Source organism: Pseudomonas sp. LBUM1658 (assembly GCF_059716055.1).
On record NZ_CP166798.1, the window covers coordinates 3,939,245 to 3,966,021 of the forward strand.

Genomic DNA, 26,777 nt, shown 5'->3' on the forward strand with positions numbered 1-26,777 from the left:
CTGAAAGCTTCACCTCGGCAGCCGATTCCGCTCTTGCCAGTGTGCAAATCGATTCTCGGTTGTTTAGCCTCGTTTTACAGCGTCATCCGCTGCTCCAGGCCTGTCACTCCACATAAACAAACGACGACTTTCCTTAAAAATTCCATGGCTGTTCGCTCGATGCCATATGGACCTGGCTGATGCCAAATCCACGCGCGCATGGGGCCTTTCCTCATCCAGTATGGAAGACTAGATATGCCACGTTTTATGCTCAGCACGCTGACACTCGCACTGGCTTTTACGGCAATGATGCCCGTGGTCAATGCCGCCCCCCTGCTCGATCCCACACCAGAACACCCGCGCGCCGACAATCGATCAGGCCAGGCCAACACCTGGCTGGAGATTGATCAGGCCGCCTTCGAAGGGAACATCACCAGGATCCAGCAACGAGTGGCGGGCAAAAGCCAGATCTGCGCCGTGATGAAAGCCGACGCTTATGGCAACGGCATTGCTTTACTGATCCCTTCCGCCATCAGGATGGGCATCACCTGTATCGGCGTGGCGAGCAACGAGGAGGCGCGTGTTGCACGGGCAAAAGGCTTCAAGGGCCGCCTGATGCGTTTGCGCAGCACGACCGTTGATGAAGTCGAGAATGCGCTGCGCTACAACATCGAAGAACTGGTCGGTAACCTGGAGGTTGCCCGCCAGCTCAATGAACTGGCGACCCGCAAGGGTGTGAAACTGCCCGTTCACCTGGCATTGAATTCGGCAGGCATGAGCCGCAATGGCCTGGAAATGAGCACGGCCCAGGGGCAACAACAGGCGGTGGATCTGACCCGGCTGGAGCACCTGAATATCGTCGGGATCATGACTCACTTCCCCGTTGAAGAACGCGAGGATGTTCTCCAGGGGCTGGCCAGATTCAAGGAGCAGTCCGGCTGGCTGATCGAACACGCAAAACTGGACCGCAGCAAGATCACCCTGCACTGCGCCAATACCTTCACCACCCTTGAGGTGCCTGAGGCTTGGCTGGACATGGTTCGCCCGGGGGCTGCGCTCTACGGTTATCCGGTAGGCGGGCATAACGAGTTTCAACGGGTGATGCAGTTCAAGTCACGAGTCGCGGCGGTCAGCGCCTACCCGGCGGGCAGCACCATCAGCTACGACCGCACCTTTACCCTGAGCAAAGACTCGTTGATCGCCAACATCCCGGCCGGTTACTCCGACGGCTATCGAAGAGCATTCTCCAACAAGGCCTCGGTGCTGATTCGCGGTCAACGCGCACCGGTGATCGGCAAGGTCACCATGAATACGCTGATGGTCGACGTCAGTGGTATCAAGGGCGTGCAGGCGGGAGATGAAGTGGTTCTGTATGGCAAACAGGGCGATGAAGAGATTACCCAGACTGAGCTTGAGACCATTAACGGCGCGTTGTTGGCGGACCTCTACACAATCTGGGGCAACTCGAATCCGAAGGTGTTGAAGTCCAAATAAGGACTAATACTGTAGGAGCGAGCTTGCTCGCGATGGACTCAAAGGCGGCGCGTTTATTCAGAGAACACGCGGTATCGTTAACGTCCATCGCGAGCAAGCTCGCTCCTAGAGGCTGATGCCGTCGACGACAATCTCGCCTTTCTGAAAGGGTTCAAGCGCCACATCAGGACAACCACCGTGATCAACATAGAAAATGTTTCCAAGTGGTACGGCAATTTTCAGGTGCTGAGCGACGGCACTACCGCTATACAAAAAAGAACTCTCCGGTGGCCAGCAGCAGCGTGTGGCGATTGCTCGTGCGTTATCAATGGACCCGATCGTGATGCTGTTTGACGAACCCACCTCGGCCCTGGACCCGGAGATGGTCGGAGAGGTTCTGGACGTCATGATAAAGCTGGCAAACGAGGGCATGACCATGATGTGCGTCACCCACGAAATGGGCTTTGCCAGGAAGGTCAGTGATCGGGTGATTTTCATGGACCAGGGGAAAATCATTGAAGATTGTAAAAAGGAAGAGTTCTTCGGCACCCCCGAAGCACGCTCCCCCCGCGCCAAGGACTTCCTCTCCAAGATCCTGCAACATTGATCACTTGGAGTCGCCAGGGGGTGTGCTCATTTGCTGCCGGTATCGTCGTCCATTACCCTCGCCGTCTTTTTGGGGTAGCAGATGAGCCGCTGTTGACGGGGTGACGATAAATGGGGTGAGCTAAGCGGGCTGTCCCCGGTTCAGGTTATTCGGGAGGGTGCCATGGCAGTTGTTACCGATACGCTGAAGCTGTTTCTCGCCGGCGACGTCATGACCGCCCGTGGCATCGACTCAGTACTGCCGCATCCTGGCGATCCGCGGCTTTACGAAGCTTACGTCAAGGATGCCGGCGATTACGTCCGGCTGGCTGAAAGACTCAATGGCTCGATTCCCCGCCCAGTCGATTTCACCTATGTCTGGGGCGCTGCGCTGGATGAGTTCGAACTTCGCCAGCCCCACGCACGCATCATCAATCTGGAAACCGCGGTGTCCCGCCGCGGACGACCGGAGCCAAAGGGCATCAATTACCGCATGAACCCGGAGAACTTCCCGGTCATCAGCGCAGCCGGCATCGACTGTTGCGTGCTGGCCAACAACCATGTGCTGGACTGGGGGGCAGCCGGCCTGGCCGATACGCTGGATACCCTATCGAGCAATGGTATGTGCAGCGCCGGCGCCGGGCACAACCGGCAATCCGCCGAAGCGCCCGCGGTGCTGCCGCAGCCTGGCGGACGGCGCTTGCTGGTGTTTGGCCTCGGCGCACCCGACAGCGGCATCGCGCCGGACTGGGCCGCCACGGATAGCCGCGCGGGCGTCGCGCGGCTGGAGAATCTGTCGATGCAAACCCTGCGCCCTGTGGCCAAACGGATTCTGGAGGGCAAAAATCCTGGGGATCTGGTGGTCGCTTCCATTCACTGGGGCGGCAACTGGGGGTTCGATATCCCGCAAGAGCAGGTCCGGTTCGCCCATGCCTTGATCGACGAGGCCGGAGTTGACCTGGTGCACGGGCATTCCTCGCACCACGTCAAGGGCATCGAGGTGTACCGCGAACGCCTGATTCTCTATGGCTGCGGCGATCTGCTGAACGATTACGAAGGCATCGAGGGCCACGCAGCCTTTCGCGGCGACCTGGGGCTTTTATACTTTGCCTCGTTGACCCCAAGCGGGCACCTGCAGTCGCTGGACCTGATACCCACCCGCCTGCGTCGCTTTCGCCTCTGTCGCGCCGAAGCGGATGATCGTCAATGGCTGCACGACACCCTTTCTCGCGAGTGCGCACGCTTGGGCAGCAGCATCCGGCCGGGCGCGAAAAGTGCCTTCGAGTTGTGTTGGTAGGAGCGTCTGGACTCGACTAAAGAAACCGCGCCACAAACCCCACCCTATACTTAGTAAATGATGGAGAACGAATATGGAGCAGCCTGAATCGTGGGCAAATTGCTTCTTAATGTCTGGTGGTAATGAACTCACTTGTCGAGGCTTTTGACGTATCCGTTACGGATATGGAGTCAGTGAGGCTGCGTCGTAATTTATATCTAGCGATCATAACCTGCGCTGTGATGATACCTGCCAGCATAATCAGCCCTCCCGTTACTTGAATGGCTGTCAGACGCTCGCCGAGTAGCAAAGATGCGAAAGCGGCAGCAAAGAGAACTTCGAGCGTCGCCAATTGGCTCATCGTTGACGAAGGCAAGGAGCGCTGGGCGGAGACCCCTGTAAAATAGGCGACAACGGTAGACACTACGGATAGCCAGGCGATCAATACCCACAACGGTATCTCTGTACTTCCAAGTTGAGCAGTTTCGACCATTGCATTACGCCAGGGGAATTCGCTTGGTGGTGCAAGGACGCTAAGCGCAATTGCGCCGATCGTTGCTCCCAACGCAGACAAGGCTATTGGATCACGAGTGAGAAGACCCCGTTCAGTGAGCAAAAAGCGTGCGGCCAGCGCGACTGCCGTTCCCACACCTGCGATGACTCCAAGCACATCGAAGCTGAACGCTGCCCACACCTCACCCACTAAAGCCAAACCCACGAGTACCGCGACGCACCCTAACCAAATCGCGGGAGGAAGCGGTGCCCTGCGCACCAGCCTTATCCAAAGCACAATCATTACCGGTGCTAAATACTCGAGCAGCAGAGCGACGCCCACAGGTAGCCTCGATACAGCGACCGTGTACAAACTTTGATTCATGCAGAAGGCAAGCACGCCAAAGCCAACAATCAGTGGCCACTCCGACATTTTCACTAGCAAGTGCCTGGGATTTCTAGACAAAGCCACCAGCAACATGATAAGCGCGGCAAGGGTCATGCGCGCCTGCGTGATCTGCAATGCAGAGAGTCCTGCCATGGCTAAGGCCTTGGTCACAGGCCCCGCGCTGCCAAAGCAAACGGCTGAAATGACGGCCAACAGAAACCCGATCAATATTGGACGGTTAAACGGAGTATTAGCCATTCAGCACATCACCTCAGCCCTAAGCGAAATCGCTTTGCTCTGCCCACCAAGCCCCACGACTAAAGAATACCCGGAATCATTTAACCGTCGCATCACGCCTTGGTGACGACCATCCCGAACCGGCCCCCCCCAGAAAGCTCAAAAATATCCATTTAATGGCCTCATTGGCTAATTAGTTTATTAATTACAACTTTATAGACGCCTATTCCTGTTCTGGCTGCTCCTGGCTGCCTTTAGATATCAAACTAACCGCTCAGGACACTAGCAAGTTCACTGAGACTTAACGTTCGGAACCTAGAAGCGCGATGAGACATTCTGTTACCAAGAGCGGTGACGCTACAAACCTAGTTCGAACTGAGATAATTCGTCAAGAATTCAAAAAAAAACCAGAAGCTACTTACGGAAGTTTCAAACACCTACCCCAAGAAATGGCAATACTCATCCTAAGGATCTGTAAGCCTATTCCTACAACCCAACCAATTACTCCCCATCACTTACTAATTGCAGTACGCCTCCTGCGAAGTTCAACGCCATTATTCAGCGAATCCATAAGCAACATTTAAACGTTATCTATGGTGAGAATAACGACCGACCTCGCCCTTCCCTCAAACAGGACATGACGCAACGGGATATTAGGTCATGGCCTTCTCCATTGCCGCAGGCTTGATCAAGGCGATTCTGGTGATGGTGATGACGCCGTTCATGACACCGATTATCGGCCTCAGTAATCCACGTAGCGGGGTGATTTTCGGTGGATTGATGGGTACAACCAGCGGAGTGGCTGGCGGTTTGGCGGCGACTGATCCGAAACTGGTTCCTATGGCTGTCTCACTACGGCGTTCTATACCGCGCTAGTGTGCTGTTCTCGACATAATCTGCCCATCAGCCTGTGAGGCCATTGCCTCACGCGCGCGCTGAATTCTATTCAAGATATCGTCGCCTTTTGCATCGTCGACGGCACTGGTCTGCGTGATGAAGGCGTGCGTGAACGGGAAGTCCCCGGCAGTGAAACCAGCAACGCACGGCCACCAGAACCAAAGAAACTAGTCACCATAATCACGAGAAAATACCAATATCCCATTGGCCGGAATGGTAATAGTTGCGGAGCAGGACATGTCGTTCATCGGTTCTTCTGTCGCTGAAACCATGCCTCCATTGCCCGCGATGGCAGGGTTGATCCAGCTCTCGTATGCATCGCTGTTGAAGATTTCCAACCAGGGGCCCGCGCCAGGCATAGGTACGCGAAAATTGTTCATCGTCTGCTCATTCAGGCTTGCGATGACTACTACGTCTCTGCCAACTCGTTCCAGCCACCGATGAAACACCAGGACGCGTTGGAAATTGTCCATCATCAGGACGTTAGTCTGCTCACCGCGAAGAGCAGGCTGCTTTCGCCTCAACCCTATGAGCTCCCTGGTGAAGCGATGGAAATCGCGCATGGTCCGGTCTGAATCCAGGCCACCCCAGAATATAAGGGTGTCCGGATGATTGACGGGATCATCAGCCCATTTTTTGTCCTCATAAAACTCCTGGCCCATGAAGATCATCGGGATACCCGGCATGGTCAGAAGCAATCCGGTCGCGACGCGGGAACGGCTCGTGGCATGCCAGGTTCGCGTATTCCCACCGCCCGCAGCGAGCAATGGGATTCGCTCGGACCTGTCACGATAGACCTCATCGTGGTTTTCCACGCACTGTACCGCTCGCCACGCATCACGAAAGCCCGGCGCACGAATTTGATCAACTACCCCCTGCCAGTCCAGCGGTGCGTTCCTTCCCGCCGCTGCTTGCTTGATAAGGTCACGAATCGCGAGTCGCAGGCCGTTATGCCAGCTTGCATCGAAGTCAGCGCCAGCGTGTTCCATAGGCCGTACAACAGCGGGATCCGGCCCCCAATACTCTGCGATGTTGATTACCGCAGGATCGCGGCTGCGGATTGTCTGGTTGAGATGCTGGCAGAACAGCCATCCGCTGCCGATATTTTCCTGGTCGATCACCGTCACCTGATCGTAGCGAAAGCCGTCGACATGGTATTCATCGGCAAAGAATGCCGCATTATCGATCAGGAACTGTCTGACATCACTGCTCCACATCGCGAATACCGGCCCCGTGTGGTCGCGGTCAGAGAAGTAAAGGCTGTCGTTCGGGTTCATGCCGGCGGCGCGATCGAAGAAGTAAATGGACTCAGCCTGGCCGCGGATATCCCCGGACGCGTGGTTGTAAACCAGGTCAAAAATCACAGCGATGTTGTAGTGATGACAGATATCGATCAGTACTTTCAGCTGATTGATACCGACCTCAAGTATCCCTCGCGTCAGGGGAGACTTCCCCTTCTGAACAAGCAGGCGATTTGCGAGTGCCAGGTACGGATCCAGTTCTGCTGCGCTGACAAAGTAGTCCATTTCCGGCGAGAACAGATCCGATCCGTTATAGCCCATGCTGCGCGGCGTGCTGTACTCACCGATCGGTAGCGGTTCGATAGCGTTGATGCCTAAATCGGCCAGGTATTCGATCCGGGCAAGCACGTCGAGGAAAGTTGCGACGCGGTTCGGCAGCCCAGGGCCGTACCAGGTACCTACATGTAACTGATAGATGATGAGGTCGCTGAACTCCGGCATTTGCCAGTTCCAGTCCTGCCAGGGGAAGCTGAGCGCCGAGCGGATTATGCAGGAAGGATTCGGCCATTCCGCTGTCAGCTCGCGAGCATAGGGATCGCGTTTGAAGCCCTCCGAGCCTTCACCCACGATATAGAACTTGTACTTGTTCCCGTCAGTCGCGCCGGTGACAAAGCCCGTCCAACGTCCATCAGTCTGGCGCATCAACTGCGTGGAGTCGTTCCTGACCCAACCGTTGAAATCGCCACATACATGGACTTCCCGGGCGCGCGGAGCCCACACGCGAAACGTCGCTCCGCCCGCGGTCAGGTTCGCGCCCATCGGGGTAGTCGGGGAAATATGATTCTGCGAAAGTGCCATGCTTTACCTCCTCCAAACCCCCCGTTGCAGACGCGGGTCCTTCGAATGGTGGAATCGGCTAGTCGTACCCGCCAATCGTGCACAGCGTGATGGTCTTGTCTCCATCGTTCACGAGCGAGGGCTATTGACCGCCTCTTATCAGTGCGATCCCATAGACTCACTGGAGTATCAGCTGACCTGCGGCGCAGTGTTGCCCGCTCTCCTGCGCCAGCGCGATCCTGGAAGCCGGCTGCAGAAAGTCGAGCAAGGCCTGCTGGGTGTCATGCAAGGCCGCCTGGTGTTCCATATCGAGGAAGTGCCCGGCGTTCTTGATGGTATGGAACCGGGACTGAGGGGCATGATCGGCAAACAGCCGGGCGTCCTCCACCGAGGTGTACTCATCCCATTCGCCGTTGACAAACAGCAGCGGGATTTCGATGGCATCGGCACAGGCGATGTAGCAGTGGATGTCGTGGGTCAGCACCTCATTGACGTGGAAATGCATCTGCCTGTATTCGTGCTCGGCCAGGCTGCTGACATGGCGGTGATTAAAGCGTTTGAACAGCGATGGCAGGTGCTTGCCAATAGTGCTGTTGATCAAGCGCCCGACATTGGCGCGATCAGAGGCATGGAGAAAGTTCAGGCCGCTCTCCAGATAATCGCGCATCGGTGTACTGATCCGCGCCGCGAATGAATTGATCACCGCCTTCTCGATTCGTCGCGGCCGCTGAGCCAGCGCCAGCAAGGTAGCCGCCCCGCCCCAGGAAAAGGACAGCACATGGTGCACACAAAAGTGTTCGATCAGTTCCAGCAGTATCTGTGCCTCGTCTTCCTTATGGATCGGTTGGTCCTGGAGGTTATGTAGTCTCGACTGACCGGCGTAGGGCTGGTCGTAGAGAACCACATTGAATCGCGGCTGCAGATAACGCACCGTTTGGGCAAAGGATGCGGTGGTTGTCAGCGAGCCGTTGACCAGAATGATGGTCTTGTCAGCGGCGGCGTTGAGATAGTGCTCGGTATAAACCTTGTATTTCTTGCAAACCTCGACGATGGCAGTTTCGGGCATCATGTCATTATCTTCCTGGAACAAATTGGACTAAACGCACAGCGTGAGCAACTGCCCACAAGGCCATATCGCAGAAAGCAGGACACGTGGACCTGACAGTGAAGTGCCAGGCAAACACATTAATAACTTAAGGCGATTTTCATGCGTCAACACAGACCCCTGCGCCGGTTTAACCTGGCAGCAAGTACAAGCAACGACAATGCGAGGGTGCCTGGATGGCTATCGTGACCATAGAGTCACTAACTGACCATAGAATCAGAGTTAAGCAGGGATTTTCCCGTCTGCAAGAGCGCGGACAAGTTGTTCCGTCTGATCGTAAGCGCTGAACTGGCTCAGGTCCCGGATCTTCGATCCCGATGCAGAGACCTCGCCGGACTTGCAGCTTTCGAGACATAGGATCGCGCTGAGCGGCATGATCGACTACCATGCCGCCGCCGGTTTCCACATGGGATTAATAGGGAATCCGTGGTGCTGACTCAGCATCAAACGGAACTGCCCCCGCAACTGTAGGTGCTGAGCCTGCTCCTGAACTGCCACTGGGATCACTCCCGGGAAGGCTGGAGCCAGGCGATGACGCATCAGTCAGGAGACCTGCCGGCCAAGCAAAATCACTAACCGGCGGGGTGTCCGGGAAGGACATCCTTGCCGCGTGGGTCACTTGAGTGATCGGCCTTGCACTGCTCTTTTTTGGCAGCGTTCGATGATGTGTTTCCAGACCGTACACCTCTGCTCCGTGTACGATTCAAATGGAGATTGCGTCATGCTGCTGCCCCGCTTTGCCACCCTCATCACGGGCTTGAGTTTTTGCGCCCTCGCCCATGCGGCCCCTACCCATTACCCCCTGACTGTCGAGAACTGCGGCAGCACGCTGACCTTTGAGCAGGCACCTGGCCGCGCCGTGACGATCGGCCAGGCCGGCACCGAAATGCTCTACGCCATGGGCCTCGACGACAGGGTGGTCGGCACTTCGCTGTGGTTCAACGATGTACTGGCCAAGTACAAGGCAGGGAACGACAAGATCGAGCGCCTGGCCAATAACGAGCCGAGTTTCGAGGCGGTGATCGGCAAGCGTCCGGAACTGGTGGCGGTGGAACTGGAATGGATGGTCGGCCCGCAAGGCGTGGTCGGTACCCGCGAGCAGTTCCACGAGCTGCAGATCCCGACCTACCTGATGCCCTCCGACTGTGAAGCCAAGGACAACCTGGTCGGTGCCGACGGCACACGTCTGGAGGCGTTTCGCATTGACAGCCTCTACAAAAGCATCAGCCAACTGGCTGAAATCTTCGATGTGCAGGAACGTGGCCAGCAGCTGAACGCCACACTCAAGGCCAGCCTGGCAACGTCCATTGCCACCGTGCAGAACAAGGATCTGCAGCACACCAGCGCGCTGTTCTGGTTCTCCAGTGCCAGTCTGGATATCGACCCCTATGTCGCCGGGCACAAGGGCATTCCCGACTTCATGCTCAACACTTTGGGTGTGCGTAACGTGGTGGAGTCCGACGAGGAATGGCCAACCGTCGGCTGGGAAACCATCGCTAAGGCCAACCCGACTTTCCTGGTCATCGCGCGTATGGATCGCCGTCGCTTCCCCGCTGACGACCATCAAAAGAAACTGGAATTCCTGCGCAGCGACCCGGTGACCCGCAACATGGACGCGGTGAAAAACAATCGCATCATCATCCTCGACGCAATGGCCATGCAGGCCAGCGTGAGAATGTTCGACGGTCTTGAAACACTGGCAACGGCCATCAACGGCTACGACCTGCCGAAATGACCGTGACGCTGATTCGTACTCTGCTGGCATTGGTGACACTGTTTCTTGCCGTGATTGCCGGTGTGGCCATCGGTGAGACGCCGATCGAGCCGGGCGTGGTGTTCCAGGTGCTGGCCAACAAACTGTGGGCTGCCGGTTATGTCCTCGACCCGATCGACGAAGGCATCGTCTGGAATTACCGCCTGACCCGCGCTCTGGTGGCCGCGGCCTGCGGTGCGGGTCTGGCGACCTGCGGGGTGATCCTGCAATCGCTGTTGCGTAACCCGCTGGCCGATCCTTACCTGCTCGGCATCTCCGCCGGCGCCTCGACGGGCGCGGTGCTGGTGGCGTTGCTGGGCCTGGGGGCGGGGCTTATTTCGCTGTCGGTCGGCGCGTTTGCCGGGGCCGTTGCCGCCTTCGCCGTGGTTGTTTTGCTGGCCCGTGCCAGCGGCTCACCCGGCGGCACCGGGCAGATCATCCTGGCCGGGATTGCCGGTTCGCAATTGTTCAATGCGCTCACTGCGTTTCTGATCACTAAGTCGGCCAGTTCCGAACAGGCCCGCGGCATCATGTTCTGGTTGCTGGGCAATCTCAGTGGCGTGCGCTGGCCATCGGTGTGGCTGGCGGTGCCCGTGGCATTGACCGGTCTCGCGGTTTGCCTGTGGCACCGCCGGGCGCTGGATGCCTTCGCCTTTGGCGCCGACTCGGCCGCCTCGCTCGGCATTGCGGTGCGCCGGGTGCAATTTCTGCTGATCAGTTGCGCCGCACTGGTGACCGCGGTGATGGTGTCGATTGTCGGCTCCATCGGTTTCGTCGGGCTGGTCATTCCCCATGCCGTGCGCCTGTTGCTGGGTACCCGGCATGCGCGTCTGCTGCCGGCCAGTGCGCTGGGCGGGGCACTGTTCCTGATCGCCGCTGACGTCCTTTCCCGGACTCTGATCAAAGGACAGGTGATCCCTGTCGGCGTCATCACTGCATTGGTCGGTGCTCCGGTGTTCGCTTTGATCCTGATCGGCCGGAGGAATGCCCGATGAATGCTGCCACGCCTGTTATCGGTGAATCCGTGCTGAGTTGTTCCGGCCTTGGTTTCCATGTCCGCGACGTTGAACTGCTGCATGACATCAACCTGGACATTCGTCGCGGCGAGACCCTCGGCATCGTTGGGCCGAATGGTTCGGGAAAATCGACGCTGCTCAAACTGCTGGCCGGGTTGCGGGTACCCACCCGAGGCGAAGCTCGCCTGGACGGACAGCGCCTCAAGGAACTGCCTCGCCGAACTATCGCGCAGACGCTGGCGGTGGTCGAACAACAGGCCGACACCGATGATGGGATCAGTGTGTTCGATGCCGTCGCCTTGGGTCGAACACCTTGGTTGTCAGCGTTAAGCCCTTGGTCGAGCAAGGACCATGACATCGTCCAGCAGGCCTTGTGTGACGTCGATGCGGTTCACCTTTGCAGCCGCTCCTGGCGCAGTCTCTCCGGTGGCGAACGTCAACGCGTGCACATCGCTCGTGCCTTGGCCCAGCGCCCTAAAATCCTGTTGCTGGACGAGCCGACCAATCACTTGGATATCCAGCATCAGCTGGCAATTCTACAGGTTGTGCAGGCCCTGCCTGTGACGACGCTGATAGCTCTGCACGACCTCAACCAGGCGCTGACCTGTGATCGTTTAGCGGTACTGGAACGGGGGCGATTAGTCGCCCTCGGCAAGCCGCTTGAGGTGCTGACGCCCAAACGCCTGCAGGACACCTTCGGCGTGCAGGCGCATTACCTTGTCGACCCTTTCGACGGTGCGCGGATTCTGCGCTTTCGTTCTGCTTGATTTGTTTACGGATACTTGATCATGGGTATTGATACGCCTGGCCGTCGAGTACCCGCTTACAGGGGGGTTCTCACCCCTCAAGCCACTGGCAGACGGCACTCCATATGGGTCGTTTGCCAAACCGGTTCGGCCTCTACATTGATCACCTCAAAATCTTGCTTACGCCAGAAGTCTATTGCACCGGGCAGGAACGGATGGGTGTGCAGATAGATCACTTCGACCCGGGCCTCCATCGCCAACCCCTTCAATGATCTGTAAAGCTCGCCAGCCACACCCGAGCGACGGAACTCGGGCAGGACGAACAACCGCACGACCTCTACTACCTTGAACCCACGATAATCAATTTGTGGAAAGCGATAGTCATATGCAAGATATCCGATCGAGGCGATGATCCGTCCTTTATCACGGGCTACCAGAAACCGTCCTTCGCCCCGAAGGTAAATCTCGTCAAAATTTGCCAGGTCGGCGGGCAAGCCGGCAGTGTCCAGGTTGGGGAAGAGCTCGGAGCGTGCCTGGATGACAAAATTTAAAACGTCGGGTATTTCAACCCGAGACACCGCTTCGATATTTGGTTGATTACTCATACATAGTGAACGCTTATAAGTTTCAAGTCCCATACCCCTGTTCATAGCAACGCCCCCTAACCGGATGCAACTCATCATTTACAGATACCCCTTGCCGTAATGCCGGTCAGTTAAGCGGATTTTTTGCGAAGAGCGCTTCAGATTGTTCACCAGGCTCAGGAACCACCCCTCACTGTAGGGATTCCCCACGGGGGAGAGGGAACTGATCTCTGGTATCCGCCGAGCTGCTGCGACCTGTGAAACCGAGTCGACTATGGATTCAACGTATGACGTTCAGGTCGCAGCACATCCTCAGAAACCCACATTTTGCTCCCTCTCCCCCGTGGGGAGAGGGTTGGGTTGAGGGGTGGATTTCGGCAGTGATACCAGGCATTGATCCTCACCGCATTGCGTCAGACTCCTGCATGACGCCATGGAGGTCCAGCTGCACTTGCCCGAAGACTGATTGTCGCAGATGAAGCGGATATCAGAACCAGGTTTCCATCTGTATGCCGTACTGCCATACACCCCCGGCGTTGAAGTCCGTCTTGCCGAAGTTGTCTGAGGTGCTGTATCTGTCCAGGTCCGAAGACCAGTTCATGAGGCTTGCGAACACTCGCAATTCGGGACGTGTGAGAAGGTCTCCAAAGTCGGGTTTGAATGTCGGGGCGACCGTGAATTTCCAGAAGTTACCGTCGACCGCATTACGTTGCAGGTAGCCCTTGGGGTCGAGGTTCATGGTTTGCCAGCTCACTTCGTAAGCCATCTCGAAATTGCTGTTGATTTCGTTGGCCAGACGCACGTTCAGGGTCAGCCAGCGGTAGTCGTCACCATTAACGTATCGATTCTTGCTCTGTTCGGCCAGCAAACTGGGGCCGATGCGCCAGCCAGGCGCAAGGGGCGTCTCGCCGTAAAGCGCCAGACGCAGAGCGCGGGCGTCGTCGATCAGTTCGCCATCCGAGCCAATATTCTTGACCTCTGCCCCCAGACCTTGCCCATAGAGCAGCACCGTTTTGAAGAAGCCTTCCCTGCCGAAAAAGTCTTTCTGGTGATTGGCCAGCATGCTGTGCAAGCCGGAATCCGCAGGCGTCAGACCCGCTTCATTGCTGCGGGTACCGATGTCGTTTTTCTTTGAGCCAATACCATTGAACATCCACTGCCACTGACCACTATCGAAGAACTGGTTGGAGGTCAGGATGTAGCTTTCCACATCGGCATTGATACCGCCTTCACTGAAATCCCCATAGTTACGCCCGATCAAGGAGTAATTCGAGCGCCAATCCTTGTTCATTTGCACATCGTAGATACCACCCCCGGTGCCGGCCAGAAAGACGACGTCCGAGTCAAGCCAGTGGATATCGAAATTATCTCTATCGAATCGCTTGCCTGCCCACAGGGTGGAGTTCTCGAACACTGAATTGCCCTTGAACGCGGCGAGATGATCGAGTTCGGTAAATACCTGACGCACGTTCAAGTTGCTTTCGTCGGCCGTCCAGTCATTGGAACTTTCCACGCCGTCGGCGATGGAAACCGTGAATTTGGAACGGGTGCCGTTCTGCGCATAGGCTTCTTTCGACAGGTCTATGCGCATGTAGGTGTCGTCTTCGTTACCCAGTCGCCCGACTGCACCACCGACTGAACCGGCAGGAGTTGTATAAGGGCCTCCACGGCCACCCCCAAGCCCATCACCAATCAACAATCCGGAGCGGGCGTAGCCTTTGAAGCTGAACCCGTCAGTAAGGTGTCCGGTACTGCCCTCTTTCTCCATGCTTTGCTGACGGGCTTCGAGTTTTGCCAGCCGGGTGTCCAAAGCAGGCGCTGAAATTGCTGCCGCAGTAGACGCCGCGGGCTGCAAGGCGGGAGTGGCGAGTTTGATCTGCTGCAATTCCCTGGCGAGCGCCTGAGTTTGCTGTTCGGCTGCGGCCGCACGCTTCTCCGCTGCGCTTGCGCGGGCTTCAAACGCGGCCATGCGTTCTTCCAGAGTGGCGGCCTGAGAGGTTGCCGCCGATGTGCTGAGCACGCCTGCGAGTAGCCAGCTTGATGCTTTGTGCATGTGGATTTCCTGTTTTGTTTTTATTGTTTTGTTCCCGCGGCAGACCTTTTTTCGTCATTCGTGAATTGTCCGAATCGACAAAATAAAGGATGCCTCATCGCAAATACGCTGCTACATTGGCGATGTTAACGTTAACTTTTCTAAAAACAAAAATAAAGAGGGCTTTATGAAACAGCTGAAATCTCTCCTTCCAGCAGCGCTACTCACCATCTGTGTCGGACTTCCATCCCTCTCGACCGCGGCCGATTTGACGATCTCGTGCGGTGCGGTGGGCGCGGAGTTACAGCTCTGCAAGGAGGCTGTCGAGGCGTGGTCGAAACAGACCGGCAATAACGTCGAGGTGGTTTCCACGCCTAACTCGGCGACCGAGAGGTTGTCCTTCTACCAACAGATCCTCAGCGCGCAGTCCGCCGACATCGACATCATTCAAATCGATATGGTGTGGCCGGGGATGCTGGCCAATCATCTGATCGATCTGCGCGAGGTGCTTCCAGCCAACGCGACCCAAGGCTACTTCCAGTCACAGGTGGATAACGCCACAGTGAATGGGCGACTGGTGACGATGCCGTGGTTCACCGACTCGGGTCTGCTGTATTACCGCAAGGACTTGCTCGAGAAGTACAACAAGCAGGTCCCTCAGACCTGGGAGGAAATGACCTCCACCGCCAGGGATGTTCAACAGGCCGAGCGCAACGCCGGAAACCCCAATGTGTGGGGCTACATATTTCAGGGGCGCGCCTACGAGGGCCTGACGTGTAATGCACTGGAGTGGATCAGCAGCCAACCGGACGGCGGACTGGTCAATCCACGAGGAGAAATCGTGGTCAACAGCCAAGCCTCAAGAACTGCTTTGACCCTGGCGAAAAGCTGGGTGGGAGACATCTCCCCGCGTGGCGTACTCAATTACACCGAGGAGGAAGGACGTGGCGTATTCCAGTCGGGAAATGCGCTGTTCATGCGTAACTGGCCTTATGTCTGGGCTCTGGTGCAAAGCCAGGACAGTGCCGTAAAAGACAAGGTCGGGGTCGCTCCCCTGCCCCGAGGCGGCGAGGCCGGCACCCACGCATCCACCCTCGGCGGTTGGGGCCTGGCGGTTTCGCGTTACAGCGCCAATCCAAAACTTGCCGCAGAGCTGGTGAGCTATCTGAGCAGTGCCCGGCAGCAGAAACATCGTGCTCTGGCAAGCGCCTATAACCCGGTTATCGAGTCGCTCTATCAAGATCCCGAACTGCTCGCGGCAATGCCTTATTACAGTCAGCTTCATAGCATTCTCAGCGATGGGGTCATGCGCCCCGCATCAATAACCGCCGATCGCTATCCACGGGTCTCCAATGCGTTCTTTGATCGAGTGCATGGCGTGCTGGCGGGCGAGCTGCCCGTCGATCAGGCACTGGCCGAGCTGGAAAGCGAACTCACGCGCATCAAACGCCGGAACTGGTAAGCCACAAGGAAGGAAATCACCATGTCTGTCTCTTCTACCCATGCCCCCTGTGACGAGCACCTCCTCGCCAGGGAAACACCTGTACAGCGTCGCCGAGTACGCGCCGCGTGGCTGTTTTTGACACCGATGCTGGTGTGTCTGGCTCTGGTGGCCGCCTGGCCGCTACTGCGTACATTCTGGTTCAGCCTGACCGACGCCAGCCTCGCAGACACGAGTGGCGGTTCCTTCGTAGGCTTGAGCAATTATCTGTTCCACGACGGTACCAACTGGTCGGGCATCCTGGTCGATCCACAATGGTGGAATGCTGTGCGCAACACCTTGCATTTCACTGTGGTTTCGGTGGGACTGGAAGTCGTACTGGGACTGCTGGTGGCGTTACTGTTGAACATCAAGTTCACCGGACGCTCCCTGGTACGTGCGTTGATTCTGATTCCCTGGGCGATTCCTACCATTGTCTCAGCGAAGATCTGGTCATGGATGCTTAACGACCAGTTCGGCATCATCAATCACATGATGCTGAGCCTCGGCCTGATTGACGCGCCCCTGGCCTGGACGGCAGATGCGGACCTGTCGATGTGGGCGGTGATCATCGTCGACGTCTGGAAGACCGTCCCTTTTGTCACGCTGCTGATGCTGGCTGCCTTGCAGATGTTGCCGAGCGATTGTTACGAAGCCGCCAGGGTCGATGGCATTCACCCGCTGAAGGTGTTCTGGCGTGTCACGCTTCCCCTGTTGATGCCTGCATTGCTGGTGGCGGCGATCTTCCGCATCCTCGACTCGCTGCGGGTATTCGACGTCATCTATGTGCTGACCTCGAACTCTTCGAGCACCATGAGTATGTCGGTCTATGCCCGCCAGCACCTGGTGGAGTTCCAGGACGTTGGCTACGGCAGCGCGGCCTCGACTCTGCTGTTTCTGGTCGTGGCGGTGATCGCCATGCTTTATCTCTACCTCGGACGCCGTCAACTGGAGGTCCGGTCATGAGCCCGCGACTACTGAAAAAAGCACTGTTGCGCCTCGGATTCTGGTGCCTGATCGGGGTTTTGCTGCTGTATGCGGTCTTCCCTTTCTACTACGCCATCGTGACTTCGTTGAAGCCGTCCAGCGAATTGTTCGAGGTGAGCTACTGGATCGATAGCGTCGATTTCTCCAACTATGCGGCGGTGCTCCACCAATCCTCATTCCTGCGGGCTATCGGTAACTCGCTGGTAGTTGCGCTTAGCGTGGTGACGCTGGCGTTGTTCCTCAGCGTGACCGCCGCCTATGCCTTGGGCAGGGTGAAATTCCGCGGGCGTGGCACGGTATTGATGATGGTCCTTGGCGTGTCGATGTTTCCCCAGGTCGCTGTGCTGTCGGGGCTGTTCGAGGTGATCCGCGCCCTGGGTCTCTACAACACTTCCTGGGCGTTGATCCTGAGCTACACCATTTTCACCCTGCCCTTCACTGTCTGGGTGCTGACCACGTTCATGGGGCAACTGCCCCATGAGCTGGAAGAAGCGGCAATCATGGATGGCGCTTCGCCCTGGGTCACGCTTACCAAGGTGCTGTTGCCGTTGCTCTGGCCCGCACTGGTCACCACTGGCTTATTGGCCTTCATCGCCGCCTGGAATGAGTTCCTGTTTGCCCTGACTTTCACCCTGACAGACACGCAACGTACGGTGCCGGTCGCCATCGCGTTGATTTCCGGCGGGAGTCCCCATGAGCTGCCCTGGGGGCTGTTAATGGCTGCATCGGTGCTGGTCACCGTCCCACTGGTGATTCTGGTGCTGATCTTCCAGCGCCGAATCGTTTCCGGTCTCACTACTGGCGCGTTAAAGGGTTGATGCCCAACAACTACAAGGAACAGCATCGTGATCAAGTTGAAGCTAGACAACGTGAACAAACAATTGGGCGGCATGCGGATTCTTCGCGACGTCAACCTGGAGATCGCTGCGGGTGAATTCGTGGTGTTCGTTGGCCCTTCGGGCTGCGGAAAGTCGACCCTGCTGCGACTGATCGCCGGACTGGATTCGATCTGCGGCGGCGATCTGCTGATCGACGGGCGACGGGTCAACGACCTGGAGCCGCGCGAGCGTGGCGTCGGCATGGTGTTTCAGTCTTATGCGCTGTACCCGCACATGAGCGTCTACGACAACATCAGTTTTGGTCTCAAACTGGCCAAGACTGAAAAAAGCAGCCTGCGCGAGCGCGTGCTGAAAACGGCGCAAATCCTGCAATTGGACAAACTGCTGCAACGCAAGCCAAAGGAACTGTCCGGAGGGCAGCGTCAGCGTGTGGCAATGGGCAGAGCCATGGCGCGGGAACCGGACATTTTGTTGTTCGATGAGCCGCTCTCCAACCTGGATGCATCCTTGCGGGTGCAGATGCGCAACGAAATCGCCCGGCTGCATGCTCGACTGGGCTCGACCATGATCTACGTCACTCACGATCAGGTGGAAGCGATGACCCTGGCCGACAAAATTGTCGTGCTCAATGGCGGTCGCGTAGAGCAGGTCGGCTCACCGCGCGAACTCTATGAGCGCCCGGCCAGCCGCTTTGTCGCCGGCTTTCTGGGTTCGCCCAGAATGAACTTTCTGCCGGCGCGCTTGCATGCCCCAGGCGAAAACAGCCTGGTCGATAGCCCCGTATTGGGTATGACGTCCCTGCCCTTCGACAGCTCGAACCTCGCGGCGGACACGCTGCTGAGCCTGGGGATTCGCCCGGAACACCTGTCACTCAAGATTGCCAATGGTACCGCCGGCGTCGTCGTGACCGGGGTCGAATACCTGGGCAGCGAAACCTATGTGCACCTCGACACAGGTCAGGACGAGCCACTGATCTGTCGTTGTGAGGTCAACGCCGGATGGCAGGTGGGCGATCGGGTCGAACTGCAACTGGAGATCGGCAATCTGCATGTGTTCGACGCCGATGGCACGGCCTTGAAACGCCACCCACAAGCCATTGAAACCCTGCCGGATGGCGCCTCTCTGCGCTCGGTACGAGCACGCGCCCTATGACCTTGCCTTTGAATTCCATGAGCGATCCAATGCCTTCCTCCCTTGACCTCGCGCAGCGTGCGCTGAGTGACGGTCTGTCTCGCGTCATCCACGATTATCGACCCGGTTACCATCTTGCCCCCCAAGCGGGCTGGATGAACGACCCTAACGGGGTGGTGTACTTTCGTGGCGAATATCACGTTTTCTATCAACACTATCCCTTCGAAGCGAAATGGGGCCCGATGTACTGGGGGCATGCCAAGAGTGCCGATCTGGTGCATTGGCAGTATCTGCCCATTGCGCTGGCGCCCGGCGATGACTTCGACCGTGACGGTTGTTTTTCCGGTAGCGCAGTGGTGTGTGGAGATACCCTGGCACTAATCTACACCGGGCACACCTGGCTGGGGGAAGTGGGTGACGAACGCTCGATCCGTCAAGTCCAGTGCCTGGCCACCAGCATCGACGGCATCCGGTTCGTCAAGCATGGCGCCGTCATCGAGACCGCGCCGCAAGACACCATCATGCACTTCCGTGACCCCAAGGTATGGAAGGAGGATGACTGTTGGTACCTGATTGCCGCCGCACGTCTGGGCGATGTGCCATTGCTCCCGCTGTACCGCTCCACGGATCTGCACGCCTGGGAGTTCGTCGATTATGTGTCCAGCGGTAGCGAGGGCGATGGATATATGTGGGAGTGCCCGGATCTGTTCCGACTGAACGGATGCGATGTGCTGCTGTACTCCCCCCAGGGCATGCAACCCCAGGGTTACGAACGACTCAACAAGTACCAGACCGGTTATCGAGTGGGCCAACTCGACAGCAAATGGCACTTCACTGGCGGACCTTTTATCGAGCTGGATAACGGCCACGATTTCTATGCAGCGCAAACGCTATTGGCCGCCGATGGTCGGCGCCTTGTGTGGGCGTGGCTCGACATGTGGGACAGCCCGTCGCCGAGCAAGGCCCATCACTGGTGCGGCATGCTCGGTTTGCCGCGCGAACTTGAACTGTGCGCAGATCGCCTTTGCGTGTATCCGGCACGGGAGCTCGCCGCACTGCGCAAGGCACCATTGCCGAGCACGCCTTGGTGGGATGAGTCGGGAACCCGGTGGGTGCCGGAAGTGAATGGCGATATGCTCGAAATCCATGTGCATCTGGATCTGCGCGGCTGCACTGGCGGCCAAGTGGGAATCGCCTTGCGTTGCAGCGACGATGGCCACGAAGAAACCCTGCTCTACTACGATGCGTCGCTGCAGCGTCTGGTGCTTGACCGTAGCCGCTCGGGTGCGCAAGTCACAGGTCAACGCAGCGTTCCGATAGACCGAAAGCAAGAGCGACTGGAACTGCGCGTGTTTCTCGATCGCTCGTCCATCGAGGTGTTCGACGAAAACGGGCGCTTCAGCCTCAGCAGTCGCCTCTATCCGCAGTCCGACAGCCTGGGCGTTAAGCTCCTTGCAAGCGGGAGTGGCGGGCGTGTCTCCATTCCCAAGGCATGGCCTCTCGCCTCGGGATGGCTGTGAGCTGCATCATTCGAGTCGCGAGAAGCCCGGGCCATGTGTCATGATTCTGCGTCAACCTGACCGGCCTCGCCTCGCATGACTTCAGTGAAAGACGTTGCACAGCTGGCCGGCGTGTCCCTGATGACGGTTTCTCGAGCGCTCAACAATCCGGAAAAACTGAGCCCCGAAACCTATCAGCGGGTGCGTCGCGCCATTGACGAACTGCAATTCGTGCCGAGCCTGTCGGCGCGCAGGATTCGCGGCGACAACCTCCAGACGCGAACCATCGGTGTGTTCGCTCTGGACACCGCGACCACACCGTTCGCCGTCGAGCTGCTGCTGTCCATCGAACAGACCGCGCAGCAAGCCGGCTGGAATGTATTTATCCTCAACCTGTTAAGCAACCCGCCCACCGACCAGAACATCGACCTGATGTTATCCCACCGTCCCGACGGGTTGATCTTCAGCGCCATGGGGTTACGCCAGGTGAGCATTCCCGAGCGTTTGAAGAGCAAACCCCTGGTGCTTGCCAATTGCCTGGCAGATGACAGTCGCCTCGTCAGTTATGTACCGGACGACGAAACGGGGCAGTATCGAGCCGTACATTACGCATTGAACCAAGGCTATCGGCGCCCTCTGTTTATCAATCTGCCCAAACAGAGTCTGGCCTGGGGTCTGCGACAAAAAGGCCTGCAACGCGCCTGTCAGTCATTCGGGCTGGCCCCTGATGCACTCCTGCAATACGACCTTTCCGATCACGATGCCTATGGTGAAACCGCAACCATCCTCGACCGGCACATCATTGATGGTCGCCCCCAATTCGACGTTCTGATCTGTGGTAACGACCGCATTGCTTTTTGTGCCTATCAGGTGTTGTTGGGCCGTGGTCTGAAAATTCCTGACGATGTCGCCGTGCTCGGTTACGACAACATGATCGGCATCGCCGAACTGTTCATCCCGCCGCTGACCACAGTGCAGCTGCCGTACTACGAGATCGGTCGCAATGCTACCCGGCACCTGATCGAGGCCCTCGAAATATCGGGAGCCCAGCCAGTTGACTGTCCATTGGTGGTCCGGGCGTCGCTATGAGGGATTGACGACAATGCGCACGCCATGACTACGGTCATGGCGGTCAGCGCTCTGTCGTTAGGGCCCCAGGCTCCCTGTAGAGCAATAGTCCAGAGCCTCAATACTCGATCCAGACGCCACCCAGATCTGCTGACTGCACGCAACGTTCCACCCACCGTACGCCTGCGACGCCCGCATGAATGTCTGGATAGCGCACCGATGCCAAGGCCTCGACGTCGCCACGGTCTGCCGCATCCATGGCCAGGGCGAAACGGTAGTAAAGGTTCGACCAGGCCTCGAAGAGTCCTTCCGGGTGTCCTGCGCCAATCCGGTCGTCGAGCAAGGCATGGGGGTGCAAATAGCCCATCCCGCGCTCCAGCACCTGGGCGGGTTTGTCCTGGACTTCGAATGACAGTTGGTTCGGTCGTTCATCCCACCATTCAAGACTGGCCCTGGAGCCGATCACGCGAATCTTCTGGCCGTGCATGGAGCCTGCATTGACCGCACTCGACCAAACCATGCCCATCGCTCCGCCCTCGTATTCCATCAAGGTGTAGGCGTTATCCTCCAGCGGCGCGCGGCTTGCGACGAAGCTTTGCCGACTGCACATCAACCGCTTGATCTTGAGCTCGGGCAGCATGACTTCCGACAGGTACAGCGGATGAGTGCCGACATCTCCCAGTACATAACTGGGGCCGGCGAGGCGCGGATCGACTCGCCATTTGGTCGCCTCACTCTGCGCCTCCACCGGCTCGCAGTGGAAACCGTGGGCAAACTGCATGTGCACCATGCGAATGTCGCCCAATTCACCCTGGGCAATCATTTGCCGGGCCTGCTCGATCAGTTGATGCCCGGCGTAGCCGTAGGTAACCCCCACCACTCTGTTTCTGGACAAGGCAATTTCCCGCAGGGTTCGCGCCTCCTCGAGGGTGAAGCACAACGGCTTTTCACAGACGACATGCAGCCCCGCTTCCAGGGCGGCCTTGGTGATTGCGAAATGGGTGCCATTGGGCGTTGCCACGGAAACGGCCTGGATGCCATCCGGGCGTTCGGCCTCCCCGGCAAACAGGCTGCGATAGTCTGCATAGCAGCGTTCGGGATCAACCCCCAGTTCCACGCCGAAGGCCCGGCCGCGCTCCGGGTTCAGGTCGAAGGCGCCGGCGACCAGCACAAACGACTGGTCACGCAACGCCGCGCAGCGATGGATGTAGCCGATCTGACTGTCGCGTCCGCCCCCACCATGGCCCAACGAAGTGGTTTTGGAATACGCTTGCTGCCGTTGATCATCAGTAAGTCCTTTCGCGTGAGAGAAATCAGAAACCTGCCTTAGCGAGGTAGGTGCGGCTGGCTGCAACGTCGCGCAGACTGCCATGGGCGTTACGTGGATCACGTTCCTGCTCGACCGTGATGTAGCCCTGGTAACCGAGCTCGGTGATCAGTTCACGCAAGGCGCGATAGTCGATGACACCCTGGCCGATCGGGCACATCACGCCCTTGGCGCAGGCTGCGAAAAAGCTGATGTGTTCACCCAGCACCTGATCAAACACCGCCTGATCGATGTCTTTGAAATGCAGGTAATCCAGGCGATCCGCGTACTGGCGCAGGGTCTGAACCGGGTCCATGCCGGCGTAGTGGAGATGGCCGGTGTCGAGGCACAGGCCGGCCACTTCGTAGGGAATATCTGCGACCAATTGCGCCAGTTCGTCGGCGAATTCGAGGTGCCCCCCGGCATGGGGATGAATCACCGTGCGCACGCCGAACTCCGACCAGGCCAGATCAGCGATGGCTCGGATGTGGCTCATCATGCCCAGCCAGGCATCGGACGTCAGACGGGGTGCGCGCTCGGAGTGTCCGGCTGCATAGTCACGCTCTTCATGTCCCCAATCGATGACCACCAGACAGGGCATGGCGAAACGTTGCCCCGGCTCCTGCGGCACCTCTGGCAGTTGCTTGAGCAAGGCACAGATATTTCGGGTTTGTTCCAGCAGATTCGGCAGGTTGGCGGGATCGACCAGATTGTCAAAAATGGTTCCGGCTACGACATTCAACTGGTGTTCAGCCAGCACCTGGCCTAGCTCCTGGGCGTCGAGCGGGAGGTAACCGTAAGGCCCCAGTTCAATGCCGCGATAGCCCGCTTGCGCGGCTTCACTGAGCACCTGCCGCCAAGCCGGTAAATGAGGGTTGTTGACATCGTCTACGCCCCAGCAACAAGGCGCGGTAGAGATATGGAGGGTCATTTCAGGCTCCGATGATTGTTGTTGTGAGTGGCACTGTTCGCTCGCAGAAAGCCTAAGTTGCCGAGGTCCTCGGCTGCTATAGTCCTTGCGTCATATCTGTCAGAACCCGTCAAATACCTTAGAGAGCCTTTCATTTCATGTCAGAGCAAAGCCAGCCGCCCGGCCGCCGTTCAACCATGGAGGATGTCGCCGAGGCCGCGGGAGTCAGCCTGTCCACCGTGGATCGGGTGATGAATCTGCGTGCCAACGTGCGCGGCGATACTGCGCGGCGCATTGCCGAGGCCGCTGCGCGACTGGGTTTCTACGGTCGCAATGTGATCGAGCAGCGCCTGCTTCAGCAGCGCCCTACCGTGCGTTTGGGATTTCTGTTGCAAAAGCGTGGCGTGGCGTTTTATCAGGGCCTGGCCAAAGCCCTGGCCGAGGCTGCAGCGTCCAGCGTCCGTGCCCAGGTTCGGGTGATGATCCATTACATCGATGACCTCGCCCCGGACGCCACCGCACAACGCATCCTCAAGCTACAAGGCGAGGTCGACGCGCTGGCTGTGGTGGCGGCAGACCATCCGGCCGTGCGCAATGCGATGGCTGAGCTGCGTGCTGCCGGCATTCCCGTTGTCGCCCTGGTATCCGAACTGAGTGCGTCGGCCGGCGCCAGCTATGTCGGTGTCGACAATAGGTCAATGGGCCGCACTGCCGGCTGGTTCATCAAGAACCTGGCGCCCCGGGCGGGACCTGTGGCAGTGATGCTGGGGACCCAGCGTTTTCAGTGTCAGGAACTCTGCGAAATGAGTTTCCGCTCCTTCCTTTCGGAGCAATCCCAGGACTGGGAATTACTGGCGACGCGCCTCACCCTGGAGGACCAGGAATTTGCCTATGCCGGCACGCTCGACCTGCTGAGCAGTCAGCCCGACCTTGTCGGTCTGTACGTGGCAGGCGGCGGCATCGAGGGCGTCATCAACGCCCTGCGTGAACTGAAAGCCCGCAAGACCGCGCTGCCCATCGTGGTGTGCCACGACCTGACACCGATCACCCAGGCAGCCTTGCGTGACGGCGTTGTTCAATGCGTGCTTTCACATCCAGTCGTGGCACTGGCGCAGACTACCGTCAAAGTCATGGTGGATGCGGCGATCGATCCCTCGGCGGATATCGCCACGAAAGTCATGCTTGCACTTCAGATTGATGTACCTGAAAGCGTTTAGTCTCTGCAGTGCATCCGCAGGCCGCTAAATCCCGGGGACCTCAGAGACTTTCAATGGTCACTATCTCAAAGGGCAGCAGGTGCACCTGAGTACCGCCGCCTGACCCGCAGTGAAGATGCTCCGCCATCGCTTCGATCATTGCCCGGGCGAGCACCTCGCGGGGATGCGAAAGCACGACGTCGACGACCTCGTCGACCAGGGCTGCGCGAGTCACCTCGGTCAGATCGGTGCACACCACCACGATGTCTTTTTTCCTTTCGCTATGCCGAAGCGCCTCGATGACCCCCTCTACCCCGCCGCCACTCACATACAGCCCGACCAGGTCGCTGTGAGCCTCAAGCAGCGATTGGGTGACTTCGCGGGCGCGATCGACGCACTCCAGGGTCAGCACCGGGTCCAGTACTTGATAACCCGGCTGGTGCTCGCGGAACCAGGATCGGAAATAACGACGAGATGGCCATCGGCGCAGCCATGGCGCTGCAACAGGCTGGCAAGACCAAGGGGGAGATTCCGGTGGTGGGCGTGGACGGCCTGCCGGATGGCCTGGCAGCCATCAAGCGCGGACTATTGGCCGCCTCGGTTTTCCAGAACCCCCATGAACAAGCCACGAGCGCCCTCCAGACTGCTCTCAAGATGATCAAGGGCCAGCCCGTGGAATCGGAAATATGGGTGCCCTATGAGCTGATCACGCCTGGACAGGTTCCTGAGTTTCAAGCACGTTTCAAGTAGCGTTGCGCGGCGGTTGCTCCAGGGTGACCGTCTTGGCCTGCGGACAAAATACTGTTCCTTTCCGGGCCGTTGGATTGGGCGGACTAGTCATTTTATGCCCGATATTCATCGGGTATTGCTCTCTTTAAAAAACCTTATGTAGTAATTTTCAAACAAGCACTACTGACTGACTCACAAGGGAGGTGCTTGCAATATACGTCAAAGACGTATGATTCGCCCATGCTCACAATTATCGAATCTCCGCTGTTTAGCAAACTTTGGCCTGACTACTGGACAGAAGAAGAGTGTGGTGCCTTCATGTCCTACTTGGCCAACAACCCGGATGCGGGAGCGGTGATACCCGGCTCCGAGGGTTGCCGCAAAGTGCGCAGGAGCATGGATGGCCGTGGCAAAGCGGTGCCGTGAGGGTTATCTACACCGCGCAACTCGCTAGCGGAGCATTGGTTGCCCTGCTGCTACGGCAAAGGCGCTACCGAGAACATACCAGCGCATATCCTGCGCACAATCGCAAAGGAGATGAATCATGGTCCTGACTGAAAAAGAGCTCTTGGCACGTGATGCCAAGCGCAACCTCGGCGAGGAATTGCTGGCCGCCATCATCGATGTAAAGGCTGGCCGTCATGGCGACGCCCACCATGTAGAAGTGACCGAGGCCGCCGAAGCACGTAGCAAGACAGGGCTGTCACAACCCAAATTTGCCGAACTGTTGGGCGTATCGGTGCGAACGCTGCAGGAGTGGGAGCAAGGGCGACGCTCTCCGTCTGGTGCCGCCAGATCATTGCTGCATATCGCAGCACTTCGTCCTGATGTTTTTCGGGACGTGCTGGCAGGTTGAGTTAAAGCGAACATCCCAACACCCTGCTGCGCCGCGAACGCCTGATCAATTTGACCGCGCCGGTGGATAGCGATGTCAACGTCGGAGATGACCAGCGCTTTTCGAGTCTCTCAACAAGAGTGGCGGCCATCCATG

At 58.0% G+C, this 26,777-nt stretch carries 20 protein-coding genes, 4 pseudogenes and 1 riboswitch; of the genes and pseudogenes, 16 read left to right on the forward strand and 8 right to left on the reverse strand.

Translation table 11 applies throughout. The annotated features are described in order from the left end of the window. Window positions 1-234: 234 nt before the first annotated feature. The 3 genes and pseudogenes from alr (at window position 235) to ACA064_RS17910 (ending at window position 3,334) form a co-directional block, all read left to right on the forward strand. The gene (gene alr, locus ACA064_RS17900) at window positions 235-1,473 is read left to right on the forward strand and encodes an alanine racemase (RefSeq protein WP_497669323.1); all 1,239 of its coding nucleotides are present in this window, start codon (window positions 235-237) and stop codon (window positions 1,471-1,473) included. A gap of 256 nt (window positions 1,474-1,729) precedes the next feature. Then, window positions 1,730-2,059 (forward strand): annotated as a pseudogene (locus ACA064_RS17905) (ATP-binding cassette domain-containing protein); the annotation flags it as partial. A gap of 162 nt (window positions 2,060-2,221) precedes the next feature. Then, window positions 2,222-3,334: a CapA family protein gene (locus ACA064_RS17910; RefSeq protein WP_497669324.1), complete on the forward strand. Its 1,113-nt coding sequence runs from the start codon at window positions 2,222-2,224 to the stop codon at window positions 3,332-3,334. A 106-nt stretch (window positions 3,335-3,440) separates the two neighbouring features. Here ACA064_RS17910 and ACA064_RS17915 read toward each other — a convergent pair whose 3' ends face one another. Continuing rightward, window positions 3,441-4,451 carry an EamA family transporter gene (locus tag ACA064_RS17915; RefSeq protein ID WP_497669325.1) on the reverse strand — a complete coding sequence of 337 codons (1,011 nt, stop codon included), beginning with the start codon at window positions 4,449-4,451 and terminating at the stop codon, window positions 3,441-3,443. 636 nt (window positions 4,452-5,087) lie between these two features. On the opposite strand from ACA064_RS17915, the pseudogene ACA064_RS17920 reads away from it, so the two are divergent. Further along, window positions 5,088-5,344 (forward strand): annotated as a pseudogene (locus tag ACA064_RS17920) (hypothetical protein); the annotation flags it as partial. Between the two features lie 150 nt (window positions 5,345-5,494). Here ACA064_RS17920 and ACA064_RS17925 read toward each other — a convergent pair. Both ACA064_RS17925 and ACA064_RS17930 read right to left on the reverse strand, forming a co-directional pair. After that, entirely contained in the window at window positions 5,495-7,426 is a 1,932-nt protein-coding gene (locus tag ACA064_RS17925; RefSeq protein ID WP_497669326.1) for an alpha amylase C-terminal domain-containing protein, read from the reverse strand. A gap of 157 nt (window positions 7,427-7,583) precedes the next feature. Then, window positions 7,584-8,474, reverse strand: coding sequence for an alpha/beta fold hydrolase (locus ACA064_RS17930; RefSeq protein WP_497669327.1), 891 nt, complete (start codon window positions 8,472-8,474; stop codon window positions 7,584-7,586). A gap of 415 nt (window positions 8,475-8,889) precedes the next feature. Next, a riboswitch (cobalamin riboswitch) is annotated at window positions 8,890-9,084 on the forward strand. A gap of 147 nt (window positions 9,085-9,231) precedes the next feature. On the opposite strand from ACA064_RS17930, the gene ACA064_RS17935 reads away from it, so the two are divergent. From ACA064_RS17935 to ACA064_RS17945, 3 genes are read left to right on the forward strand one after another with little or no spacing between them, the layout of a single operon-like run. Then, on the forward strand, window positions 9,232-10,245 hold the full coding sequence (locus ACA064_RS17935; RefSeq protein WP_497669328.1) for an ABC transporter substrate-binding protein: 1,014 nt from the start codon (window positions 9,232-9,234) through the stop codon (window positions 10,243-10,245). Beyond that, a complete protein-coding gene (locus ACA064_RS17940; RefSeq protein ID WP_497669329.1) occupies window positions 10,242-11,258 on the forward strand; it encodes a FecCD family ABC transporter permease in 1,017 nt (338 codons plus the stop codon). The genes ACA064_RS17935 and ACA064_RS17940 overlap by 4 nt, the downstream gene beginning before the upstream one ends. Beyond that, window positions 11,255-12,046 carry an ABC transporter ATP-binding protein gene (locus tag ACA064_RS17945; protein ID WP_497669330.1) on the forward strand — a complete coding sequence of 264 codons (792 nt, stop codon included), beginning with the start codon at window positions 11,255-11,257 and terminating at the stop codon, window positions 12,044-12,046. The genes ACA064_RS17940 and ACA064_RS17945 overlap by 4 nt, the downstream gene beginning before the upstream one ends. 77 nt (window positions 12,047-12,123) lie before the next feature. On the opposite strand, the gene ACA064_RS17950 is transcribed toward ACA064_RS17945, so the two are convergent. Next, complete coding sequence (locus ACA064_RS17950; RefSeq protein WP_497669331.1) at window positions 12,124-12,630, reverse strand: GNAT family N-acetyltransferase; 507 nt, start codon at window positions 12,628-12,630, stop codon at window positions 12,124-12,126. 466 nt (window positions 12,631-13,096) lie between these two features. Then, the gene (locus ACA064_RS17955; RefSeq protein ID WP_497669332.1) at window positions 13,097-14,662 is read right to left on the reverse strand and encodes a carbohydrate porin; all 1,566 of its coding nucleotides are present in this window, start codon (window positions 14,660-14,662) and stop codon (window positions 13,097-13,099) included. A gap of 166 nt (window positions 14,663-14,828) precedes the next feature. Here ACA064_RS17955 and ACA064_RS17960 point away from each other — a divergent pair, with 166 nt between their 5' ends. From ACA064_RS17960 to ACA064_RS17985, 6 genes are all read left to right on the forward strand, one after another. Continuing rightward, on the forward strand, window positions 14,829-16,103 hold the full coding sequence (locus tag ACA064_RS17960) for an ABC transporter substrate-binding protein (RefSeq protein WP_497669333.1): 1,275 nt from the start codon (window positions 14,829-14,831) through the stop codon (window positions 16,101-16,103). 21 nt (window positions 16,104-16,124) lie between these two features. Further along, on the forward strand, window positions 16,125-17,087 hold the full coding sequence (locus ACA064_RS17965) for a carbohydrate ABC transporter permease (RefSeq protein ID WP_497669334.1): 963 nt from the start codon (window positions 16,125-16,127) through the stop codon (window positions 17,085-17,087). Next, the gene (locus ACA064_RS17970) at window positions 17,084-17,926 is read left to right on the forward strand and encodes a carbohydrate ABC transporter permease (RefSeq protein WP_497669335.1); all 843 of its coding nucleotides are present in this window, start codon (window positions 17,084-17,086) and stop codon (window positions 17,924-17,926) included. The genes ACA064_RS17965 and ACA064_RS17970 overlap by 4 nt, the downstream gene beginning before the upstream one ends. Before the next feature lie 27 nt (window positions 17,927-17,953). Then, on the forward strand, window positions 17,954-19,099 hold the full coding sequence (locus ACA064_RS17975) for an ABC transporter ATP-binding protein (RefSeq protein ID WP_497669336.1): 1,146 nt from the start codon (window positions 17,954-17,956) through the stop codon (window positions 19,097-19,099). After that, window positions 19,096-20,598 carry a glycoside hydrolase family 32 protein gene (locus tag ACA064_RS17980; protein ID WP_497669337.1) on the forward strand — a complete coding sequence of 501 codons (1,503 nt, stop codon included), beginning with the start codon at window positions 19,096-19,098 and terminating at the stop codon, window positions 20,596-20,598. Before ACA064_RS17975 ends, ACA064_RS17980 begins: the two co-directional genes overlap by 4 nt. Window positions 20,599-20,673: 75 nt before the next feature. Then, entirely contained in the window at window positions 20,674-21,666 is a 993-nt protein-coding gene (locus tag ACA064_RS17985; protein ID WP_497669338.1) for a LacI family DNA-binding transcriptional regulator, read from the forward strand. A gap of 97 nt (window positions 21,667-21,763) precedes the next feature. Here ACA064_RS17985 and ACA064_RS17990 read toward each other — a convergent pair. Then, window positions 21,764-22,932: pseudogene (locus ACA064_RS17990) on the reverse strand (Gfo/Idh/MocA family protein). Window positions 22,933-22,958: 26 nt separating this feature from the next. Further along, window positions 22,959-23,882 carry a TIM barrel protein gene (locus ACA064_RS17995; protein WP_497669339.1) on the reverse strand — a complete coding sequence of 308 codons (924 nt, stop codon included), beginning with the start codon at window positions 23,880-23,882 and terminating at the stop codon, window positions 22,959-22,961. Between the two features lie 137 nt (window positions 23,883-24,019). Between ACA064_RS17995 and ACA064_RS18000 the strand changes: the two genes are divergently transcribed. Beyond that, window positions 24,020-25,078: a LacI family DNA-binding transcriptional regulator gene (locus ACA064_RS18000; RefSeq protein ID WP_497669340.1), complete on the forward strand. Its 1,059-nt coding sequence runs from the start codon at window positions 24,020-24,022 to the stop codon at window positions 25,076-25,078. A 40-nt stretch (window positions 25,079-25,118) separates the two neighbouring features. Here ACA064_RS18000 and ACA064_RS18005 read toward each other — a convergent pair whose 3' ends face one another. After that, window positions 25,119-25,469 carry a substrate-binding domain-containing protein gene (locus tag ACA064_RS18005; RefSeq protein WP_497669341.1) on the reverse strand — a complete coding sequence of 117 codons (351 nt, stop codon included), beginning with the start codon at window positions 25,467-25,469 and terminating at the stop codon, window positions 25,119-25,121. 44 nt (window positions 25,470-25,513) lie between these two features. Between ACA064_RS18005 and ACA064_RS18010 the strand changes: the two are divergent. Both ACA064_RS18010 and ACA064_RS18015 read left to right on the forward strand, forming a co-directional pair. Next, window positions 25,514-25,807 (forward strand): annotated as a pseudogene (locus tag ACA064_RS18010) (substrate-binding domain-containing protein); the annotation flags it as partial. Window positions 25,808-26,330: 523 nt separating this feature from the next. Beyond that, window positions 26,331-26,642, forward strand: coding sequence for a helix-turn-helix domain-containing protein (locus tag ACA064_RS18015; RefSeq protein WP_497669342.1), 312 nt, complete (start codon window positions 26,331-26,333; stop codon window positions 26,640-26,642). Window positions 26,643-26,777: the final 135 nt, after the last annotated feature.

Excerpts from the sequence above, each read along its gene's own strand:
- alr (WP_497669323.1), top strand. The coding sequence starts at position 235 with ATGCCACGTTTTATGCTCAGCACGCTGACACTCGCACTGGCTTTTACG.
- ACA064_RS17910 (WP_497669324.1), top strand. The coding sequence starts at position 2,222 with ATGGCAGTTGTTACCGATACGCTGAAGCTGTTTCTCGCCGGCGACGTC.
- ACA064_RS17915 (WP_497669325.1), bottom strand. The coding sequence starts at position 4,451 with ATGGCTAATACTCCGTTTAACCGTCCAATATTGATCGGGTTTCTGTTG.
- ACA064_RS17925 (WP_497669326.1), bottom strand. The coding sequence starts at position 7,426 with ATGGCACTTTCGCAGAATCATATTTCCCCGACTACCCCGATGGGCGCG.
- ACA064_RS17930 (WP_497669327.1), bottom strand. The coding sequence starts at position 8,474 with ATGATGCCCGAAACTGCCATCGTCGAGGTTTGCAAGAAATACAAGGTT.
- ACA064_RS17935 (WP_497669328.1), top strand. The coding sequence starts at position 9,232 with ATGCTGCTGCCCCGCTTTGCCACCCTCATCACGGGCTTGAGTTTTTGC.
- ACA064_RS17940 (WP_497669329.1), top strand. The coding sequence starts at position 10,242 with ATGACCGTGACGCTGATTCGTACTCTGCTGGCATTGGTGACACTGTTT.
- ACA064_RS17945 (WP_497669330.1), top strand. The coding sequence starts at position 11,255 with ATGAATGCTGCCACGCCTGTTATCGGTGAATCCGTGCTGAGTTGTTCC.
- ACA064_RS17950 (WP_497669331.1), bottom strand. The coding sequence starts at position 12,630 with ATGAGTAATCAACCAAATATCGAAGCGGTGTCTCGGGTTGAAATACCC.
- ACA064_RS17955 (WP_497669332.1), bottom strand. The coding sequence starts at position 14,662 with ATGCACAAAGCATCAAGCTGGCTACTCGCAGGCGTGCTCAGCACATCG.
- ACA064_RS17960 (WP_497669333.1), top strand. The coding sequence starts at position 14,829 with ATGAAACAGCTGAAATCTCTCCTTCCAGCAGCGCTACTCACCATCTGT.
- ACA064_RS17965 (WP_497669334.1), top strand. The coding sequence starts at position 16,125 with ATGTCTGTCTCTTCTACCCATGCCCCCTGTGACGAGCACCTCCTCGCC.
- ACA064_RS17970 (WP_497669335.1), top strand. The coding sequence starts at position 17,084 with ATGAGCCCGCGACTACTGAAAAAAGCACTGTTGCGCCTCGGATTCTGG.
- ACA064_RS17980 (WP_497669337.1), top strand. The coding sequence starts at position 19,096 with ATGACCTTGCCTTTGAATTCCATGAGCGATCCAATGCCTTCCTCCCTT.
- ACA064_RS17985 (WP_497669338.1), top strand. The coding sequence starts at position 20,674 with ATGACTTCAGTGAAAGACGTTGCACAGCTGGCCGGCGTGTCCCTGATG.
- ACA064_RS17995 (WP_497669339.1), bottom strand. The coding sequence starts at position 23,882 with ATGACCCTCCATATCTCTACCGCGCCTTGTTGCTGGGGCGTAGACGAT.
- ACA064_RS18000 (WP_497669340.1), top strand. The coding sequence starts at position 24,020 with ATGTCAGAGCAAAGCCAGCCGCCCGGCCGCCGTTCAACCATGGAGGAT.
- ACA064_RS18015 (WP_497669342.1), top strand. The coding sequence starts at position 26,331 with ATGGTCCTGACTGAAAAAGAGCTCTTGGCACGTGATGCCAAGCGCAAC.